Source organism: Bifidobacterium sp. H6bp9 (assembly GCF_032193695.1).
GTDB classification, from domain to species: domain Bacteria; phylum Actinomycetota; class Actinomycetes; order Actinomycetales; family Bifidobacteriaceae; genus Bombiscardovia; species Bombiscardovia kimbladii.
Genome location: NZ_JASTZY010000001.1, coordinates 135,735 through 154,022 on the forward strand (window position 1 = coordinate 135,735; position 18,288 = coordinate 154,022).

The window sequence follows — 18,288 nt, forward strand, 5'->3', positions numbered from 1 at the left end:
GCCGTTACCATGTCTGCTATGGCATTATTCCCACCTCGACCCAGTCAGTCCCCATCTGTTCAGCCTGCTCAGGACCGGCAGGTTCCGCCAATCAGCCAGGACGACCTGCAACGTTGCCGTCAGTTGGCCGACCGGATCAGGACCCGCTTTTCCAGGACTCTGGTAGGCCAGGAGAACCTGCGGGAGGCGCTGATCCTGACGCTGGTGGCCTCAGGACACATCCTGATCGAATCCGTGCCCGGCCTGGCCAAGACCACCGCCGCTCAGACCCTGGCCACCTCGGTCTCTGGCAGCTTCAAGCGGATTCAGTGCACGCCCGACCTGATGCCCTCGGATCTGGTAGGCACCCAGGTCTACGACTTCTCCACACAGCGCTTCTCGACGCAGCTGGGCCCTATCCACGCCAACTTCGTTCTCCTGGACGAGATCAACCGTTCCAACGCCAAGACCCAGTCAGCCATGCTTGAGGCCATGGCCGAGGGCGCCACCACCATCGGCGGCGAGCGCATAGCCCTGCCCCGGCCCTTCATGGTGATCGCCACCCAGAACCCCATTGAGGAGGAAGGCACTTACAACCTGCCCGAGGCCCAGATGGACCGGTTCATGCTCAAGGCCGTCATGACATATCCTGATGCCGACCAGGAGACCCGAATGCTGCAGATGCTGACCAGCCGAGGCACCGATATGCCCGGCAAGGACGATCGGGACGCCTTGACCATCGCCGATGTGGACTTCCTGAGGCAGAAGGCCCGGCAGGTCCACGTGGCACAGCCCATCATGCGATATGCAGTCGATCTGGCAGCCACCAGCAGGGGGGCTGGATCGCGGCCCATCCAAGGGTTGGCCGAGCAGGTGAGGCTGGGAGCCAGCCCGCGTGCCTCCATCGCCCTGGTGCGCATTGGCCAGGCCAGAGCCCTGCTGACTGGCAGGGATTACGTCATTCCCGAGGATCTGAAGGACTGGGCCCATTCGGTGCTCCGCCACCGGATCCTGCTGACTTTCGAGGCGCAGGCCGACGGCATCAGCAGCGACGACATCATCGACCAGATCGTGGACACGGTGCCGGTGCCATGAGCCGTCGACGCTCGAATCGCGACCCGGTCCGCAGACGGATCGAGTCCTTGGACACCAGTCTGCGGCTTCCCACGGTGCGCAGGGCCCTTGGGCTGCTGGAGGGCGAGCATTCCTCTGGCCGACGCGGCGGCGACGACGAACGTGCCAACCTGCGCGCCTATGAGTTCGGAGACGAAACCCGCATGATCGACTGGCATGCCAGCGCACGGATGGGTCGGCCCATGGTGGTGGAGCGCGAGCGCCTGGTTACCAGCAAGGTCTGGCTGCTGCTGGATGTCGGCCGCGAGATGTCTGGAACGTGCCCTGACGGGGAGCAGGCCATCCAGGTGGCCGCCAACGCCCTGTGCATGTTCGCCTCCCTCTGCCTGCGCCGCAGCGATGAGGTGGACCTGGTCCTGGTCGATTCATCCGCCATCCGCCGCATACCCTGCCAGGGGGGCTTCGCCCGATTCGAACAGACCCTGGACCGGGCTCTGGAGTCACCGCTGGATCAGCCACGCAACCTTGAGGCACTGCTGGGCTACGCTGCCGGCATCCAGGACCGGCAGGCCATGCTGGTCATCGCCACCGACCAGTCGGCATTGCACGTTGACCTGATGCCGACCATCCGACAGTTGGCAACCACCCACCCCCTGAATTTCATTGGAGTGGAGACCATGAATCCCCTGCGCCAGCAGCCCCCTATGGGCTCGGTGACGGATGCGCCCAGCGGAAGCAGGATCCCGGCTTTCCTGCGTACCGCAAACGGGACGCGAGCTGTGGACCTGCACAGGCGCTATCAGATCGAGGCCTTTAGCCGGGAACTGGCCAGAATCGGGGCCTCGCTGATCCGGGCCGACTCCAGCACAGCCATGTTCAACAGGTTCATCCACCTGCTCTCAGCCGGCCGACCAGGCATTCCCATGCGACGGACGGTGATGGCGGCATGAATGCTGTCGTCCTGATTCGTCTTGCGTCCGGTCATGGTCGAATCAAGATCATGCCCACCATGACCCAGCCCACATGGCTGCTGGCTCTGACGACGACCGCCATCGTACTGGCCCTGGCCCTAGCCGGAGCGGCCATTCTCCTGCCCAGGTTCCGCCGTCAGCAGGAAGGGCACCCGATCCAAGCGAGCCCTGACTCCCTCGATGCATGGCGTCAGAGGATCGATCAGGTGGTGGCCCAGTACGACAAGGGCCATCTGGACCGTGACCAGGCCATGACGGCACTGGCCGCTATCGCTCGTGGATTTGCCTCCCGTTCCTGGAACAGCGACATGAAGTCCAAGACTTTGGCCGAAATCCAGGCTCAGCCCCGTACGCCGAGTACGCGGCAGGGTCTGGACCTGCTTCGACAGACCATAGATGCCCTCTACCCGCCCGAATTCGCCCTTCCCAAGGACAGCGAGGGAACTGACGCCACGGTGAATCAGGCAGCCGAGTGGGTACGGGATTTGATTGAACGGTGGCCGCGATGAGCATAGGCAATCTGTCCTGGCGGTGGCCATGGCTGCCGATTCTGGCTTTGGCCCTGGCTCTGACGTTCGGCCTGCTGGCCTACCGTATGGCAGGTCGTGGCAAGCCTGATCAGCAAACAGGGGCACGGGTCTGGACCTTGAAGAGCGATCTGGACACCGATGAGGGCCATGAGGCGCTGAGGCGCTGGCGACGATTGAACCGTTGCGCCGCAATCCTGCTCTCTCTGGCCCTGCTGATGGTTTTGAGCCTGGCTGCCAGGCCCGCCCGGGTCGATCGGACATTGGAGCAGGGTCATAACCGCGATATCGTGCTATGTCTGGATGTGTCCGGCTCCACCTTGCCCTACGACAGGCAGGTAATCGCCTCCTACCTCGATCTGGTCCGCAGCTTCCGGAGCGAACGCATGGCTCTGAGCATCTTCAACTCCACCTCGCGCACCGTCTTCCCCCTTACCGATGACTACGGCATGATCACCGCCGAATTGAGCAAGGCACGGCGGATCCTAGACGGGGTGCAGTCCCAGGACCGCATCGATGCCATGAGCGGACGACAGTACCAGGACATCAGCGACTGGCTGGAGGGCACGCAGAACCGCCGGGACACCACCTCACTGATCGGCGACGGGCTGGTGGGTTGCGCTGCGCTCCTGCCGCAATTCGCTCCCAAGGGCCAACCCGGACCGGCAAAGGCCGACCAACGTTCGAGCTCCCTGGTCCTGGCCACCGATAACGTGGTCTCCGGCAAACCCACATACACCCTGGAGGAGGCGCTCAAGCTGACCTCGGCCGCAGGAATCGCGGTGGACGGACTCTATTCGGGACCGGACCAAGGCACCGAGGCGGAGAGCACACGGCAGATGCAGCGGCTGATCGAAGCCCGCGGCGGCATCTTCCTTAGACGGCAGGACGGGAACTCCATCAACGCGCTGGTCCGCCGGATCGAACATCGCCATGGAGCCGACCCACGCCAGCAGGAGCAGTCCAGCCTGGTGGATGCACCCGGCTGGTGGACCCTGGCCCTGGCCCTGGCGCTGTCCGGATATCTGCTCCTGGCCTGGAGGCTGAAGCGATGAACATACTCAAGTCCCTGACCTTTGAGCCTGCCTTGGGCTGGGTGGCCGGCGGCCTATTGTCGGGCCTGCTGCTGCTCCTGGCCATTGCGCTGGTCATCCATGGACTGCGCAAGGGCCGGGATACGGATGCCGATCGCTGGGCCTTGGCCCGGCGCACCGCCATGGTCCTGATCCTGGCCCTCATGGTCCTGACCCCCAGCACCGTCAGTAAAACCACCAACAAGGCCGTCAACGCCACTGATGTCTTCATTGCGGTCGACGTGACCGGATCCATGGCAGTCAAGGATGCCGGATATGGGGCCCAGGACGGCATAAGCCGGTTGGAGGCAGCCAAAGCAGCCGTCCGCGACCTGGTCGACACCTATCCGGATGCATCCTTCTCGGCCCTGAGTTTCGGCGCCTCGGCCAGCGTCGATCTGCCCCTGACCCCCGACGTACGAGCTGTGGACAACTGGGCCCGCGGGCTGGCCACAGAGCCCACCTCCCGTTCCTCCGGCTCCAGCTTGGATGCTCCTCTGGATCGGCTGACTCTGGCATTGAAGCAGACCAAGGACCAGCATCCCAACGACCGGATCATGCTCTATCTGATCAGCGATGGAGAGCAGACCGGCAGAGACGAACGGCGATCCTTCAGCGTACTCAGGGAAGGGCTGGACGAGGCCTTTGTCCTGGGAACCGGCTCAGCCAAGGGAGGCACGGTGCCGTTGACCTCGGACGTCGGCGGCAGCGGCGCCGGGAGCTGGGTGACGGATCCGCAGACCGGCCAGCCGGGCATCTCGGCCATGGATCCGGACACCCTCAAGGCCATGGCCGACGAGATGAGCGGCCACTATCAGGCCCTGGCCAAGGGGGTCACTGTCCGCGAGGGCGCTACAGCTTCGGTCTCCAAGCGCTACCGGGTGACCACGGTCGACCAGGTGCGCCGACATGTCACCCCGCTGGTCTGGCCCTTGGCACTGGTGGAACTGGTCCTGATCCTGGTTGAGGCAGGGCAATGGGTCCGTACTTCGAGGAGATTGCTATGAGCAGGAACACCCTTCGAACGCGTCTGGTCCTTATCGGTTTAGCCCTGATAGCAGCGCTGGCCGGGACATGGGGCCTGATCAACGTCAGAGCCATCGCCACTTACAACGAGGCCACTCGCACACTGAATACCAGCATCCGGCAGGCCCGAAACCCACAGGCAGACCCGGCGGCAATCAAGGCACTGCAAGATCAGGCAGACCGCCTTTTCGCCCAAGCGGCGCGGCCGGGCCCTTTGCTTCTGCCGAAGACCAGGCAGGCCGCGCAGGCCAACCAAGCGACCAGCACTGCGCTGACCAAACGTACGGAACAGATACTCAAAAAACAACAAGCAGACACAACCAAGCACGAGCAGGGCGGAAAGAGCGGATCAGGCAAGGGCGCATCCTCTGGGTTGACCAAGCAGCAGGAAGCTGAGGTAGAGGATCTGCTCAGGCGCAACCAAGAACAGAGCGATCCCTCCTCATCCCCCAGCCCAACAGGCAATACGGGCGGCCACCAGGATCGGGAAAAGAACGTCAAACCCTGGTGACCGGCCTCACCAGGCATTGCTCGATCATTTTTCGAAGACCCGTCCCCATCAAAACGGATCAGGCAACATTCGACCACATGGCCCAATCGACGCCATGCAAGCATGACTGCAGTGATGAAGTAGACGCATGGACAAGTCATCACCATCGTCACTACCCACCCTGGGCCCCTTCCTCGAGCAGCCCTCCTACCTGTCCGATCCTGAGGCGGCCGGAGCCTGCCCCTGCCACGCACGGGTGGCCCGTTGCCGGACCATGCTGGCCGATATGGCTCGGCAGTCGCGAACAACCCTGGTCCACCTGAGCGAACTAGCCGACCAGGCTCTGAGGGTCGACTGGCAGGGAAAGGCCGCTCAGGCCTACCGGTCCCAGGTACGGGCCATGGATGCCCTCTGCCAGGATCAGCGTGTCCAGGCAGGACGCACCCTGAACCTGATCGATCAAGAGAGCCGACCATGAAGCGGACGGTCACCGCCGCACCCGATGCCAACGGTTACACCAACACAGAATTGGACCACCTGACCGGCATGGCGGACCGGCTCAACCAGGCAGGCGGAGCCCTGGCCACCCTGCAGACGCAATGGATTCTCACCAATCAGGCCATCCGCAGAACCATGCCAGGGTTGCCCGCCCTCCCCTGCACCCAGGCTGCCGTGCCGCCGCCAGGTCACGCCCGTCTGCCCCTGGACCTGATGGTGACCTTCTGCAGTGGCCAAGCTCAGGCCTGCGAAGATCTCCGCACCAGGCTCCAGTCTGTGGCCGATCGGCTGACCAAGGCCTACGGGTTGTACTCGCAGGCGGAATCATTCATGGAAAGGCTGATAGAATCCCTGATGTCCAAGGCCTTGACCCTGTTTCAGCCTATTGCCCCGTTCATGCTGGGAACCATCGGTCTGAGCTTGGGAGCAGCTAAACTGACCGGCAAACTGGATGCCTCGCAATTCCAGGAATTTCTGGAAACTACGGCCGGCATCCATCAGCCTCTGCTGGCCGCCACCGCATCCGACCTGACTTCAGACCACCATGATCCTATTGGCAGATTGGTCACCGGTCCAGGCCTGCTGGTGCCCTTCGTGCTCGCCCATCTTCAGGGTGACAGGCTCGCGATGGATCCTGTCCAGCCTCAGGGCAAGGGGTTGGGCGAGGCTCATGACATCGCCACCGCTCTGCGAAATCTGGAGAGCTTGGGATCCTGCCAGGACGGCATTCCTTACGCAACCATCGCTGTACAACGATATCGGGAGGCGGACGGCAAGGACCGTTGGCTGGTCTACATACCCGGCACCAGCTCCCATCTCGATTCGCCCATCGGCTGGTGCCAAAACATCCAGCTCATGAGCGACAAGGCTTCAGTACGCGAAAGGGCGGCCTCCCTGCGTCTGGTGGACCAGGCCATGCGGGATGCCGGGGTGCGCCCGGACGATCCGGTCAGCCTGGTGGGTCATTCCCAGGGCGGTATCGTGGCCGCCACCATGGCCTCGGATCTTTCCAACCGCTACCACTTCGATCACATCGTGACCGTCGGATCACCCATCGCCCATCGCCAGATAGGGTCAGACACCTGGGTCACCAGCGTGGAGATGCGCGAAGAGCTGGTCTCCAGTCTTGATGGAGCCGACAACCCCTCCCGGCCCAATCAGCTGACCGTGAGGGGAAGAGCGGGAGGACCTCCCCCTCCAGGTGGCAGCCGGACTGGCCGGACAGTGACCACTGCCGGACCCGGCAAGGAATCCACCCATGGCATGGCCTACCAGCGGGCGGCCTGGGCCGATGCCCGAGATCAGAACTCACCAGCAGTACGACATCAGGACGACCACTTCGCCCATGCCATCGAGGGCGATCTGCAGGAGACCCGATATTACCGCGGCAGGCTGCAGCGATGAGCAGGACACGCGGTCCACCAGAAGCGCCCATGTCGATTCCTACTGGTTGACCCGGTCGTCTAGGCTGGAGGCATGAACCTGAGCCGAATCACCCCAGTCATCCCCCTCAATCCCTTGGACGGACGTTACCGCAGGCAGACCGCCGATCTGGTGGACTATCTGAGCGAACCTGCCTTGAACCGCGAGCGTATGCGGGTCGAGGTCGAATGGGTGATCATGCTGGCCAACGGCTACCCGGGCAACGGCCAGCACCCGGTCCTGCCGGGCGTAGAGCCCCTGACCAAAGCTGAGCAGGCTTATCTGCGAGCCATCCCCGAGGATTTCGACGCCGACGGCATCGCTGAACTGGCTGGCATCGAAGCCCAGACCCACCACGATGTCAAAGCCGTGGAATACTACATCGACCGCCGTCTGGAAGCTGCAGCCACAGCCCTTGGCCCTGAGTCCCAACTTCCCGGGTTGACACCCCTGGTCCACTTCGCCTGCACCAGCGAAGACATCAACAATCTGGCCTATGCCCGCTGCATCCGAGGCGGGGTCGAACAGGTCTGGCTCCCCAAGGCCACCCGAATCGAGAGCCATCTGGCGACCATGGCGGAGCAATACCGGGATCTGCCCATGCTTGCCCTGACCCACGGCCAGCCGGCCACACCCACCACCCTGGGCAAGGAGATGGCGGTCTACGTCCACCGGCTGCACCGGCAGCTGGATCGGATCCGCCATCAGGACTACATGGGCAAGATGAATGGCGCCACTGGAACCTTTGGTGCCCATCTGGCCGCCCTGCCGCAGGTGGATTGGATCGATCTGACCCGGGCCTTCGTCACAGAACGGATGGGCCTGGTTTGGAACCCACTGACCACTCAGATCGAGTCCCACGACTGGCAGGCCGAGCTCTTCGGCAACATCGCCCACCTGGGCCGGATCCTGCACAACCTGGCCGTGGATGTCTGGATGTACATCTCCCGCGGCGTCTTCGCCCAGGAACCCGTCAAAGGCGCCACCGGCTCCAGCACCATGCCCCACAAGGTCAACCCCATACGCTTCGAGAACGCCGAAGCCAATCTGGAGATCTCAGGAGCCCTGCTGGACACCCTGGCCACAACCCTGACCGAAACCCGCTGGCAGCGGGACCTGACTGACTCCACCACACAGCGCAACATCGGTTCGGCCCTGGGCTACAGCCTGCTGGCTCTGGACAACCTGGACGGCGGTCTGCAGACCATCCACCCAGACAAGACACAGATGGCCCGCGAACTGGACAGCAACTGGGAGGTCCTGGGCGAGCCCATACAGACGGCCATGCGGGCCGCCGGGCTGGCTGGACGCTCAGGCATGGATCACCCCTACGAGCAGGTCAAGGAGCTGATGCGGGGCAAGAGGATCGGCCGGGAGGATGTCGAGCACTTCATCGACGGCTTGGACCTGGACCAGGACACGGCGAGCCGGCTCAAGGCCTTGACGCCGGCAACCTACACCGGTGCAGCCGGAACCTTGGTGGACTTCGATCGCGACTGACCATGACCCCGTCCCAGTCGACCATTACCCCCGAGGACACCGATTCCGCCGACCCTGTGCAGGAAGACCAGATCGTCATTCGGGATACCCCACCCCAGCGGGTTCATGATGCCGAAGACCTGCTTCGAGCCCTGGCAGCACTGATCCTGGGAATCCTGGTCACTCTGGCAGCTGTCTATCTGAAGGGCATAGCCGCCGGGGTCGAGTCGGACATGCGCCAGGCCGGCAATGCCATGGACTGGCTCATGGACGTGCCCACGGCCTTCCTTCAGCAAGCAGTGACCGTGACCGTGGTCCTGGCGGTGCTTGTCCATCTGCTGGTCAACAGGGAATGGATCCAGGCCATCACTGCCCCCTTGGCCATGTTCCTGGGCTTCGGGCTGGTCATGCTGACCTCCAACCTGATCCTGAAGGCGGGCAACCCGACCCTGATCGCCTCATTCAACTCCCAGAACGCCATAGGGTCTCCCGTCCTGCTGCCTGACTTCTATGCCGGTCTGGCTGCCTTCCTGAGTGCAGCAGGACCCCGTCGACTACGCAGCTCGGTCAAGTGGGGATGGAACGCTCTATACGTCGTGGCCATCATCATGGTCGCCATATCCTCCAATTCGGCCAGCGGAGTTCTGGTCTCGCTGATCCTTGGCCGAATCATGGGCATGGTCGTCCGATACCTGGCGGGCACGCAGAACAAGGGCGCTTGGGGGCAGGGCGTGGTGCAGGCCATAGCCTCCATCGGCATCCATGCCGCCAGCCTGGAGCGTCAGGATCCCAGTCTAGACAACGATGGTCAGCCCCTGCCCGCCCTCGACGACGACCTTATCGAGGCCTCCCGCATCTACAGGGCCCGTGACAGGGATGGCCGCACCTACACGGTTTCGGTCATGGACGGCCAGCTGCACACCATGGGCTATCTGATGCAGCTCTGGCAGTGGATCAAACTGTCCGGAGTCTCCATGCGCCGGGACCGGTCGGTCAGAAACTCCATGCAACACCATATGGCCATGCTGACTGAATTGCGGGACCTGGGACTGACCACCCTGCACCCCTATGGTCTGGCGGAGAGCGCCGAATCCTCAATTCTGGTCCTTGAGGATGATGTCCATCTTGGGCCCTTGGAACCTGAGAACCTGGACGCCGACAGGGCCAAGCAGCTGATGGACTATCTTCGCCGGGCCAACGAGCGCGGCTTCACACACCGCCGCATACGCCCAGAGACTCTGGCCGTGGACCAGTCAGGCTCCGCGGTCATCGCCGGCTGGGAGAACGGCGACAGCGCCAGCTCCCAGGCCAACATCGCCCTGGACCGGGTCCAGCTTCTCGCCCTGATCGCCGCGATGATCGGCGTGGACCAAGCCATCACGGCCGCCCGCGCCTCCTGGGGGGTCAAGACCCTGGCGGGGCTATCGCCATTCTGCCAGATGGTGGCCATTCCCTCACAGACCCAGGCCCTGCCTGGCTGGGATAGACAGATTCTGACTGATCTGCGCAAACAGCTGCAGACCTTGGCTCCTCCTGAGTCGGTGGCTGAGACCGGCCAGGTAACCCTCTCACGTTTCAGTCTGCGCAGCTTCGTGGCCCTGGCCTTGCTGGTAGTAGCTGTCGCCGTCATCGTCACCCAGTTCAATCTGCCCCAGGTCATCAGCGCCGTCCGCAATGCCAACCCTTGGATGGCTGGCCTCTCCTTCCTGCTGGGATCACTGTCCTGGGTGGGCTGCGCCATTACCCTAGGAGTCTTCATCGACCCGGCCAAGCGCGATTTCAAGGGCATTTTCCTATCCCAGGTGGCCTCCTCGTTCACCTCGGTCTCCATGCCCGCCGGGGTGGGGCCGGCCTTCGTCAACCTGCAGTTCCTGCGGCGGGACGGTTATGACAACACCATGGCCACGGCCATCATGAGCGCCGTGGTGGCCGTCCAGTTCGCTACCACCTTCTGTCTGCTGATCGGCATCGGGCTGTTCACCGGGCGCAACACCCTATCCGGGATGATCCCCACCAACACCCTGGTCATCGTCATCGGGACAGTGGCCATCATCGCAGCCCTGATCATGGCCGTGCCTTACACACGGCGACTGGTCATGGAACGCCTGATGCCCATCGTGGCCTCCTACGCCCGCCACCTTATAGAGATTCTGACTCAGCCCAGGCAGCTGGTGGTGGCCGTGCTTGGGGCTGTGATGCAGTCAGCCGCCCTGGGCATGAGTTTCTGGGCCGCCCTGATGGCCTTCGGCTGCCGGACCAACGTTTTCGAGACCACCTTCGTCTTCCTCCTGGCCAATACGCTGGGTTCGGCTGTCCCCACACCCGGCGGCCTGGGAGCCATAGAGGCGGTGCTCTTCTCCGCCTTCCGCCTGGCAGGCGTTCCCTCGGGCGTAGCCATCTCGGCCACTCTGGTCTTCCGGGTGGCCACCTATTGGCTGCGCATCCCCTTGGGAGCCTTGGCCATGCGCTGGCTGAGCAACCATAATCGCATCTAAAGGGCCCCTCGGACACTTTCATTCCCAAGGGCCTCAAAAATCGCTTGATGAAATGTCGGAAACCCCCGGAAAATGCGGTGTTTGGGCCTAATCTGCGGTAATATCAGTCATTGACCGTTGGGCTTTCCCCAAATCAAGCAATGGGAGGCCCCCGAAAGAAGGATGTTCTATGGCATACAACAAGTCGGATCTCGTTTCGAAGATTGCGCAGAAGTCCAACCTGACCAAGGCTCAGGCGGAAGCTGCTGTCAACGCCTTCCAGGATGTCTTCGTCGAGGCCATGAAGTCCGGCGAGGGTCTGAAGCTGACCGGTCTGTTCTCAGCTGAGCGCGTCAAGCGCGCCGCCCGCACCGGCCGCAACCCCCGCACAGGTGAGACCATCAAGATTCCGGCCAGCTATGGCGTGCGTATCTCTGCCGGCTCGCTGCTGAAGAAGGCCGTCACCAACAAGAAGTGAAACAAGCCTTTCTGCAAGGGCCCTGACATCCATCCACGGATGCCAGGGCCCTTCTTGCTAGAACAGACCTCATTGAAGTCCCGCAGCGCAAACCAGGCTTCTAGGCACCAGGCTCTGCGGCACTCTTCAGAAAATCCATCAGGGAGCGGTATCGGGACGGGCCCAGATGGTCGAAGGGGTCAGGCAGGTCTACCTCGACTCGGCGGGAACCCCCTAGGACCAGCTGGCTCCAGTCGCATGACCATGTGCGTGTTCCCCGGTCTGCAGCACGAACGAAGTCGCCACGCAAACGAGCACGGGTATCCTGCGGGGGCTGATCCATGGCGCGCTGCACCTCGGAATCGTCGACCGGCGAGCGCATGAGTCCATGACTGATCAGGCCAGGGAAGGACCTTCCCGCGCTCAGATCGTGATAGTCCAGGTCCAGGGCCTCGTCCAGATCACGTCCGGCGCCTCGTCGACTCAGCCCTTGGAGCAGCCGCAACTTGGCAGCCCAATCCACCCAGTCAGCCAGATCCAGCCAACGCCCGGCGTCCAGCGCATCCAAGGCCGCTCTCCAAAGTCGCAGGGCACGCAAAGCCTGGGGCCGGTCGATGCCTATATCCTCCTGCTGGTCCACCAAGGCCTTGCAGGCCGACCAATAGGCCTCTTGCAGACCCAGAGCGCTGATGCTGCCGGTCTTCGTGGAAGCCTGCAGCTCGAGGGTTACCCGGCCGGTCCGATCCCGGCTGACGGCTCGGACCGCTGCACCGGGATCAGCCAAGGCCCAGTCGGCCAGCTCTGGCCGTCGGCCCCGGCGGCAGGCCTGCTCGATCAAGTTCAGGATCAGGTGGGTGCTGGCCATCTTGAACCAGGTGGCCAGCGGCGACCGGTTGGTATCACCCACGATCACATGCAGACGCCGCCATCGTTCGGGATCAGCCAGAGGCTCGTCACGGGTGTTGACCATAGGACGGGCACGGGTTGTGGCCGAGGAGACCCCTTCGTCCAGAAAATCGGCCCGCTGGCTGAGCTGGAACCCGTCTGGGCTCAGACGACCCGCCCCGGTGATCAGCTGTCGGGTGACCAGAAAGGGGACCAGGCAGGCTCCGATCATGTCCAGGGGGACTCGCCGGTCCAGCAAATAGTTCTCATGGCAGCCGAAGGCATGGCCTTGGGCATCCACATTGTTGGCAAAGAGGTGAACCTTCACCGGCCTGCCCAGGTCCTCCGCCAGGCGTTTCCCGGCGCGCTCCGCAAGGTCGGTCACGATCCGCTCACCGGCCAGCACCTGGGTCAGTGCTGTCAGCGGATCGCGGGCCTCCGCCGTGGCATACTCCGGGTGGGAGCCCACGTCCAGGTAGAGTCGGGCGCCATTGGGCAGATAGATGTTGGTTGACCCGTGCTTCTCAATCAGAGGGCGGAACATGGCCATGGCGACCCGGCCGGCAGCGTAGGGTCCACTGGCGCCGGTCAGGCTCAGTCCGTATTCGGTCTCGATGCCGAATATCCTGCAAAAGTCCGAGTCAGCCCCCTGCCCGTCCGCCATGGATCACTGGCCGCCCTTCTGGACAAAGCCCTGCACATACTCCTTGGCGTTGGTCTCCAGGGTGGTCTCGATGTCATCAAGGACCGCATCCAGGTCGGACTCAGCCGTCTGACCCTGTTTATGCGCCCCGGTCTGCGGCAGATTCTCTTCCTGCTCCTGCCGCTGCCCGGCTGCCACATGCCGTCCCTGCTGGGATGCCTCAGCCATGGTCGCCCTCCTTTCCGGCGCGGATCAGCGCCCGCTCAGATACGTGTTCAAATCCTCGGCGATAAGCCCGTTGGTGGCCACCACGTCGTTGCTGCCCTCCCAGCGCACGTGCCCGCCGTCCCAGCGCCAGAGGGTACCCTTGGCCTCCCGGACCACGACAGCCGCCGCAGAGACCGCAGGGATGTCCCAGGAGTGCAGGGCCGGTTCGAAGTAGGCATCGTAGCTGCCGTCCGCCACCCGGCACAGATCCAGCGAGACCGGACCCACGCGCTTGATGTCGGCAGGCTTGCCGGCCATGCGCGAGACGATCTGCAGGACCTTTTCGGACTCGTTGGGGAAGTAGGACATGCCGAAGCTGATCACTGACCCGTTCAGGGTGGTCATCGTGGAAGGAATGATCTTCTCCCGCTTGTCGCCCACAATGGTCCGTCGGATCCTGATGGCGCCCTGGCCCTTGGCGGCCAGATAGGTCAGGCCCAGGACCGGCGCGTGCACGATGCCCAGGACCGGTGAAGCGTGGCCCTTCTCGTCCACGGCGAAGAGGGAGATGGTCAGCGTCCATTCGGCCATGTTGCGCACATAGTTGACCGGACCGTCGATGTGGCCCAGGCACCAGTAGCGGCCGCCTGGACGGCGATTGCCGGCCTCCTCCTCCCAGAAGCCGTCCATAGGATCCAGAGCAGCGATCTTGGTCCGGCAGTAACGGATCAGGCGCGTGTCAATGCCCGGCGAGAACTGGGTGCCCTGGCCGATGGCCGAGGTGGAGCGGGGGTCGTGGGGGTTGATCTGGTCCTGGAGGGCATGACGGCCAGCCTCCACAGCAATAGTGGCGGCCTGCATGGCCAAATCGCGCAATTCCATACTTCTCTTCTCTTTCAAACGGGTGGTCGAGACATTGCCGACCGTGATCCACCGGTGGTCGTCCGGTCGGATATCGGACTGTTTTCTGCGCTACCTGCAGTATATGTCGCGGCCATCCCGGCAGGAAGACCTTGTATGACCCAGCGGATCGGACAGATCCACGATCCTGGTTTCAGGCTCCCCCTCCGGTCCCTGCTCCTCAAGAATGACACGACTCCAGGAGACGGCTTTGACCGCATCAGGGCAGCGGTGCAGCAGCTGGGAACGGCACCAGGCACGAGTCTGCTCCGGCCCCTGGTCCATGGCCCTGGTGATCTGGTCGGGATCAGCCAGTCGCTGGATAGATCCTTGCAGTCGCCATGGCAGGTCACGGCCGGGGTCCACCCGTGCCCAGGCCAGATCCAGCGCCGCCAGACGGGGATCCGACCAGTCGGGCATGGCACGGCGGCGGCGCAGTCGCTCCAAGAGCTGCCACTTGAGCAGCCATTCCAACCTGCCTGCCTGATCGTGCATGGCCAGACGAGCCTCCTCGTCGCCAGAACGCACGGCAGCCAGATCCGCGAGCACCTGGTCCCAGAGGTTCAGAACCCGGTCGTCGGCACAACCTGGCCGGTCGATACCCCTTCTGGCCTGGCGGGCCGCATCCAGCAATGCCTTTTGGATGGTCAGCGCATCGGCGAACCCCCCGTTTGCCAAGGCCAGCGGCTTGGTCAGAGCGACATCACGGGAAACCGTGTGCAGGGCTGACACCGGGTCATCCAGCGTCCAGCGATCCAGCAGTTCATCGACCTGACTGGTCGAATCATCCTCGGACTCCAAGAGCCCGAGCAGCAGATCGGTGGTCCCAAGCTTGAGGACCAGGGGCGCATCCAGCCGGTTGGCATCACCCACGATCACGTGGAGGCGGCGGCTGCCCGGCCCAGCATGGGACTCGTCCCGGGTATTGATGATCGGCCGCCCGAAGGTGGTCTGCAGTCCAATCCGGCTGGTCAGATAGTCGGCGCGCTGGCTGAGCTGGAAGCCGGCCTCCTCGCTCCTGGGCCCCAGGCCCACTCTGCCCGAGCCGGTGTAGATCTGGCGGGTGACGAAATGAATGGTCATCAGGGCCGCCACCCTGGCGAAGGGCACCGCCCTGTCCATCAGATAGTTCTCATGGGATCCCCAGGCGGCGCCCTTGCCGTCCACGTTGTTCTTGTAGAGAGCCAGACCTCCAGCCTTTTCTGCGGCCTGGGCCATCATCCGGTCACCCGCACGATCCTGGACCAGCGCATCGAAGGCATCCACCGTTTCCGCCGAGGCATACTCGGGGTGGGCATGATCCACGTAAATCCGAGCGCCGTTGGGAGCTGCCACATCGATCAGCCGGGCGCCGGGCGCATCAGTGAGCATGCTCGGAGCAGCAACGGAACGCGGCAGCCGACCTCCCCTGGCATCATTGACCGGATCCTCGCTCCCGTAGTCCCAGCGGATGTGCGCCAAGGCCGGCTGAGCAGCGGCCCTTACCAGACGCAGGGCCAAAGTGCGTGGATCAGCGCCGGGATCCTGGGGGTCGGCAATGGCATACTCCGTCTCGGTGCCCATGACCCGCCCGGCACTCATGACCGCTCCCCTTGCCCGTCGACCGGGCGAACCTCCTGGACCTGCCCTGGGCGCAGTCCTGCCAGATCTGCCCAGCGGTCCGGGTCCTGGCCGCGGAGCTCCTCCAGAGTGTCCTCATACTGCCCACGGACCGCCCTGGTGCAGAGCTCGCGGTCCAGGCCCACCTGTCGGCCCTGTTCGATGGAGGCCTTGACCGCCATGGTCTTGACCCGATCAACCAGGTTATGCAGCATGGCGCCGGAGACCACAGACTCCAGGTAGAGCGGCTGCCAGCGGCCCGAGGCATCCATGACCTTGCCCAGCAAGTGGTCATCATCCCGAGCGAAGAGTCCATCGACCAACACCTGGATCAGCTCCTCCGGCCTGGCATCATCCTCCATGGGCATATCGGAGCCCAGATACTTGCCCAGAATGGCGGCCGACCTGGCCCTGTCGGGCCGATCGATGCGGATCTTGACATCGAGTCTCCCCGGGCGCAGAACCGCCGGGTCGATCATGTCGATGCGGTTGGAGGCGCCGATGACCATGACCTGGTCCAGGGACTCGACACCGTCCAGCTCGGTCAGGAACTGGGGGACGATGGTGGTCTCCACATCCGATGAGATGCCCGATCCCCGGGTGCGGAGCAGGGCATCCATCTCGTCGATGAAGACCACCACTGGTCCACCCTGGCCTGCAAGGCTGCGGGCCCGGGCGAACAGGCGGCGGATCAGCCGTTCGGACTCGCCCACGAACTTGTTGAGCACCTCGGGGCCCTTGACCGACAGGAAGACCCCGTGACCGTCGCTCTCCTGGGCCAGGGCGCGGGCCAAGGCCTTGGCGATCATGGTCTTGCCATTGCCGGGCGGACCGTAGAGCAGGACACCCTTGGGGGCCTGGAGCCCATAACGACGCATCAGATCGGCATGCTGGAAGGGCAGCTGGACCGCATCCCGGATCCGCTCGATCTGCCTGTCCAGGCCGCCAATATTCGAGAAGTCCACATCAGGAGTCTCCTCCAGCAGCATGTCGGACTGATCCGACTCAGGCAGAACAGCCAGGGCCAGCGAACAGCTTTCGTCCATGAGCAAGGCGCTGCCCGCCTCGATGGGCTGATCCTGCAGAGAGCCTGCACGCGCAACGACGCGAGTCTGCCCGGAGGGGTCTTCCACCAACAGAGCACCGGATTCCAAGGTCTCTCGCAGCGTGCGGACCTGCCCAGTCACCGGCTGATCGCCCACACGCACCACCACCATATCGGCGTTGAGCAGAACCTCCTGGCCGGCCCTGATCCGTTCGGCGCGGATATTGGGCGCCAGGGGCACCACCATCCGACGCGAACCGTTCAGGATCAGCAGGCGGGCCTGCTGCACCCCCTGGCTGTCATAGGCGACGGAATCCACTCCCAAGGCCAGGGCAGCCGTCAAGGGCGGCTGAGCCAACTGGGCCAACTGGCTCTTGGCCTTGGACAGCTCTTTCGCAGCCCTGGTCAGCGCCGCAGCCAGGGCACGGTTGCGCCGATCCTCGGCCTGCTCCTTGTCGGCCTGGTCAGCATCATCAGACTGCATGGCTTTCCTCCTTCATTCGCCCCTGGAATCCCCGCATGGCCTGGACAGCTAGCTGGTGGAAGAATTCAGCTGCAGCGGGCCCCGTCTTCCAAGCGAGCGCCACGGGCCCAGTCCATGGCCTGCATGGCGCGTTTGCCGGCAGCCTTGACCACCTGCAGCTCCAGAGGCAGGGTCTTGGTGCCCACCCAGAGGTGGCGACGATCCATTGCCAGCCGACCCGGCTCCAGATGCGAGGGAAGACCAGGCTCATCCCCTCGGGCCGGAGCCGCCCTGAGCACGGTCAGCCCTGTCTGCCTGTCCTGCGGGTCATCGCCTTGCCGATACAGACACCAGGCTCCCGGTTCCGGGCTGCAGGCCCGAACCTGCCGATCCAGGGCAAAGACGGGCACATCGAAACGCATGTGGGCATCCTGGTGGGTGATTTTGGCGGCCACCTGGTAGGCGCCCTGCGTCTGCTCCTTGGGTTGAATCCGACCTTCCGCAAGGGCCTCCAGGCTGGCAGCCAGCAGATGGGACCCGTCCTCGGCCAGGCGATCCAGCAGCTCGCCCGATGTCTCGTGCGGCCCGATTTCCACCGTTGACTGGGCCAGGACGGGCCCCTCATCCATGCCGGCCGTCAGCCTGAAGACCGTGGCGCCAGTGATGGTATCCCCGGCCCAGATGGCCCGTTGGACCGGAGCTGCCCCCCGCCACTGCGGCAGCAGGGAAAAGTGCAGGTTGTACCATCCACCATCAAAGGCGTCCAGGACCGGCTGACGCAGGATCCGTCCGTAGGCCACGACGGCCGCACAGCTGGCGCCTGTATCCTGCAGCCGCGCCGGAAAATCCGGATCGGATGGATTGTTCTCAAGAACGGGGATCCCCAGCCTGAGGGCCTCGGCTTTGACCGGACTGGGATGCAGATGCCTTCCACGCCCCTGGGGGGCGTCGGGTCTGGTGAGCACGGCAGCAACCCGGAAATGCTCCTGATCGGCCGCCAGCAGTCTCAGCGATGGCAAGGCGACCTGGGGTGTGCCTGCAAACAGCAATGTCATGACCATATCGGCAATCTCCTT

At 63.8% G+C, this 18,288-nt stretch carries 17 protein-coding genes; 11 read left to right on the plus strand and 6 right to left on the minus strand.

The window, feature by feature from the left end:
- Positions 1–18 precede the first annotated feature (18 nt).
- The 11 genes from QRX40_RS00510 (at position 19) to QRX40_RS00560 (ending at position 11,491) form a co-directional block, all read left to right on the plus strand.
- Positions 19–1,074, plus strand: a complete 1,056-nt coding sequence (locus QRX40_RS00510; RefSeq protein WP_045925106.1) for a MoxR family ATPase — start codon at positions 19–21, stop codon at positions 1,072–1,074.
- Positions 1,071–2,003 carry a DUF58 domain-containing protein gene (locus tag QRX40_RS00515; protein WP_313835585.1) on the plus strand — a complete coding sequence of 311 codons (933 nt, stop codon included), beginning with the start codon at positions 1,071–1,073 and terminating at the stop codon, positions 2,001–2,003. The genes QRX40_RS00510 and QRX40_RS00515 overlap by 4 nt, the downstream gene beginning before the upstream one ends.
- The gene (locus tag QRX40_RS00520; protein WP_313835586.1) at positions 2,000–2,533 is read left to right on the plus strand and encodes a hypothetical protein; all 534 of its coding nucleotides are present in this window, start codon (positions 2,000–2,002) and stop codon (positions 2,531–2,533) included. Before QRX40_RS00515 ends, QRX40_RS00520 begins: the two co-directional genes overlap by 4 nt.
- On the plus strand, positions 2,530–3,606 hold the full coding sequence (locus QRX40_RS00525) for a VWA domain-containing protein (protein WP_313835588.1): 1,077 nt from the start codon (positions 2,530–2,532) through the stop codon (positions 3,604–3,606). The genes QRX40_RS00520 and QRX40_RS00525 overlap by 4 nt, the downstream gene beginning before the upstream one ends.
- Positions 3,603–4,631 carry a VWA domain-containing protein gene (locus QRX40_RS00530; RefSeq protein ID WP_313835589.1) on the plus strand — a complete coding sequence of 343 codons (1,029 nt, stop codon included), beginning with the start codon at positions 3,603–3,605 and terminating at the stop codon, positions 4,629–4,631. Before QRX40_RS00525 ends, QRX40_RS00530 begins: the two co-directional genes overlap by 4 nt.
- The gene (locus QRX40_RS00535) at positions 4,628–5,161 is read left to right on the plus strand and encodes a DUF6466 family protein (RefSeq protein ID WP_313835591.1); all 534 of its coding nucleotides are present in this window, start codon (positions 4,628–4,630) and stop codon (positions 5,159–5,161) included. The genes QRX40_RS00530 and QRX40_RS00535 overlap by 4 nt, the downstream gene beginning before the upstream one ends.
- Positions 5,162–5,288: 127 nt before the next feature.
- Positions 5,289–5,618 (plus strand): hypothetical protein, encoded by a 330-nt coding sequence (locus QRX40_RS00540; RefSeq protein WP_101432606.1) that lies wholly within the window; start codon positions 5,289–5,291, stop codon positions 5,616–5,618.
- Complete coding sequence (locus QRX40_RS00545; protein ID WP_313835594.1) at positions 5,615–7,042, plus strand: alpha/beta hydrolase; 1,428 nt, start codon at positions 5,615–5,617, stop codon at positions 7,040–7,042. The genes QRX40_RS00540 and QRX40_RS00545 overlap by 4 nt, the downstream gene beginning before the upstream one ends.
- Before the next feature lie 72 nt (positions 7,043–7,114).
- Positions 7,115–8,560 (plus strand): adenylosuccinate lyase, encoded by a 1,446-nt coding sequence (gene purB / locus QRX40_RS00550; protein WP_313835596.1) that lies wholly within the window; start codon positions 7,115–7,117, stop codon positions 8,558–8,560.
- Between the two features lie 2 nt (positions 8,561–8,562).
- Positions 8,563–11,034, plus strand: coding sequence for a lysylphosphatidylglycerol synthase transmembrane domain-containing protein (locus QRX40_RS00555; RefSeq protein WP_313835597.1), 2,472 nt, complete (start codon positions 8,563–8,565; stop codon positions 11,032–11,034).
- Between the two features lie 169 nt (positions 11,035–11,203).
- The gene (locus QRX40_RS00560) at positions 11,204–11,491 is read left to right on the plus strand and encodes an HU family DNA-binding protein (RefSeq protein ID WP_015022121.1); all 288 of its coding nucleotides are present in this window, start codon (positions 11,204–11,206) and stop codon (positions 11,489–11,491) included.
- A 100-nt stretch (positions 11,492–11,591) separates the two neighbouring features.
- On the opposite strand, the gene QRX40_RS00565 is transcribed toward QRX40_RS00560, so the two are convergent.
- The 6 genes from QRX40_RS00565 to fmt all read right to left on the minus strand — a co-directional run bounded on the left by QRX40_RS00565 (position 11,592) and on the right by fmt (position 18,273).
- Positions 11,592–13,019 carry a proteasome accessory factor PafA2 family protein gene (locus QRX40_RS00565; protein WP_313835598.1) on the minus strand — a complete coding sequence of 476 codons (1,428 nt, stop codon included), beginning with the start codon at positions 13,017–13,019 and terminating at the stop codon, positions 11,592–11,594.
- Positions 13,020–13,022: 3 nt separating this feature from the next.
- Positions 13,023–13,226 carry a ubiquitin-like protein Pup gene (locus QRX40_RS00570; RefSeq protein WP_144085749.1) on the minus strand — a complete coding sequence of 68 codons (204 nt, stop codon included), beginning with the start codon at positions 13,224–13,226 and terminating at the stop codon, positions 13,023–13,025.
- A 24-nt stretch (positions 13,227–13,250) separates the two neighbouring features.
- Positions 13,251–14,087 carry an inositol monophosphatase family protein gene (locus QRX40_RS00575; protein WP_045924645.1) on the minus strand — a complete coding sequence of 279 codons (837 nt, stop codon included), beginning with the start codon at positions 14,085–14,087 and terminating at the stop codon, positions 13,251–13,253.
- Between the two features lie 90 nt (positions 14,088–14,177).
- A complete protein-coding gene (gene dop / locus QRX40_RS00580) occupies positions 14,178–15,686 on the minus strand; it encodes a depupylase/deamidase Dop (protein ID WP_313835600.1) in 1,509 nt (502 codons plus the stop codon).
- Entirely contained in the window at positions 15,683–17,233 is a 1,551-nt protein-coding gene (gene arc, locus QRX40_RS00585) for a proteasome ATPase (protein ID WP_313835602.1), read from the minus strand. Before arc ends, dop begins: the two co-directional genes overlap by 4 nt.
- A gap of 65 nt (positions 17,234–17,298) precedes the next feature.
- Positions 17,299–18,273 (minus strand): methionyl-tRNA formyltransferase, encoded by a 975-nt coding sequence (gene fmt / locus QRX40_RS00590; protein ID WP_313835604.1) that lies wholly within the window; start codon positions 18,271–18,273, stop codon positions 17,299–17,301.
- Positions 18,274–18,288: the final 15 nt, after the last annotated feature.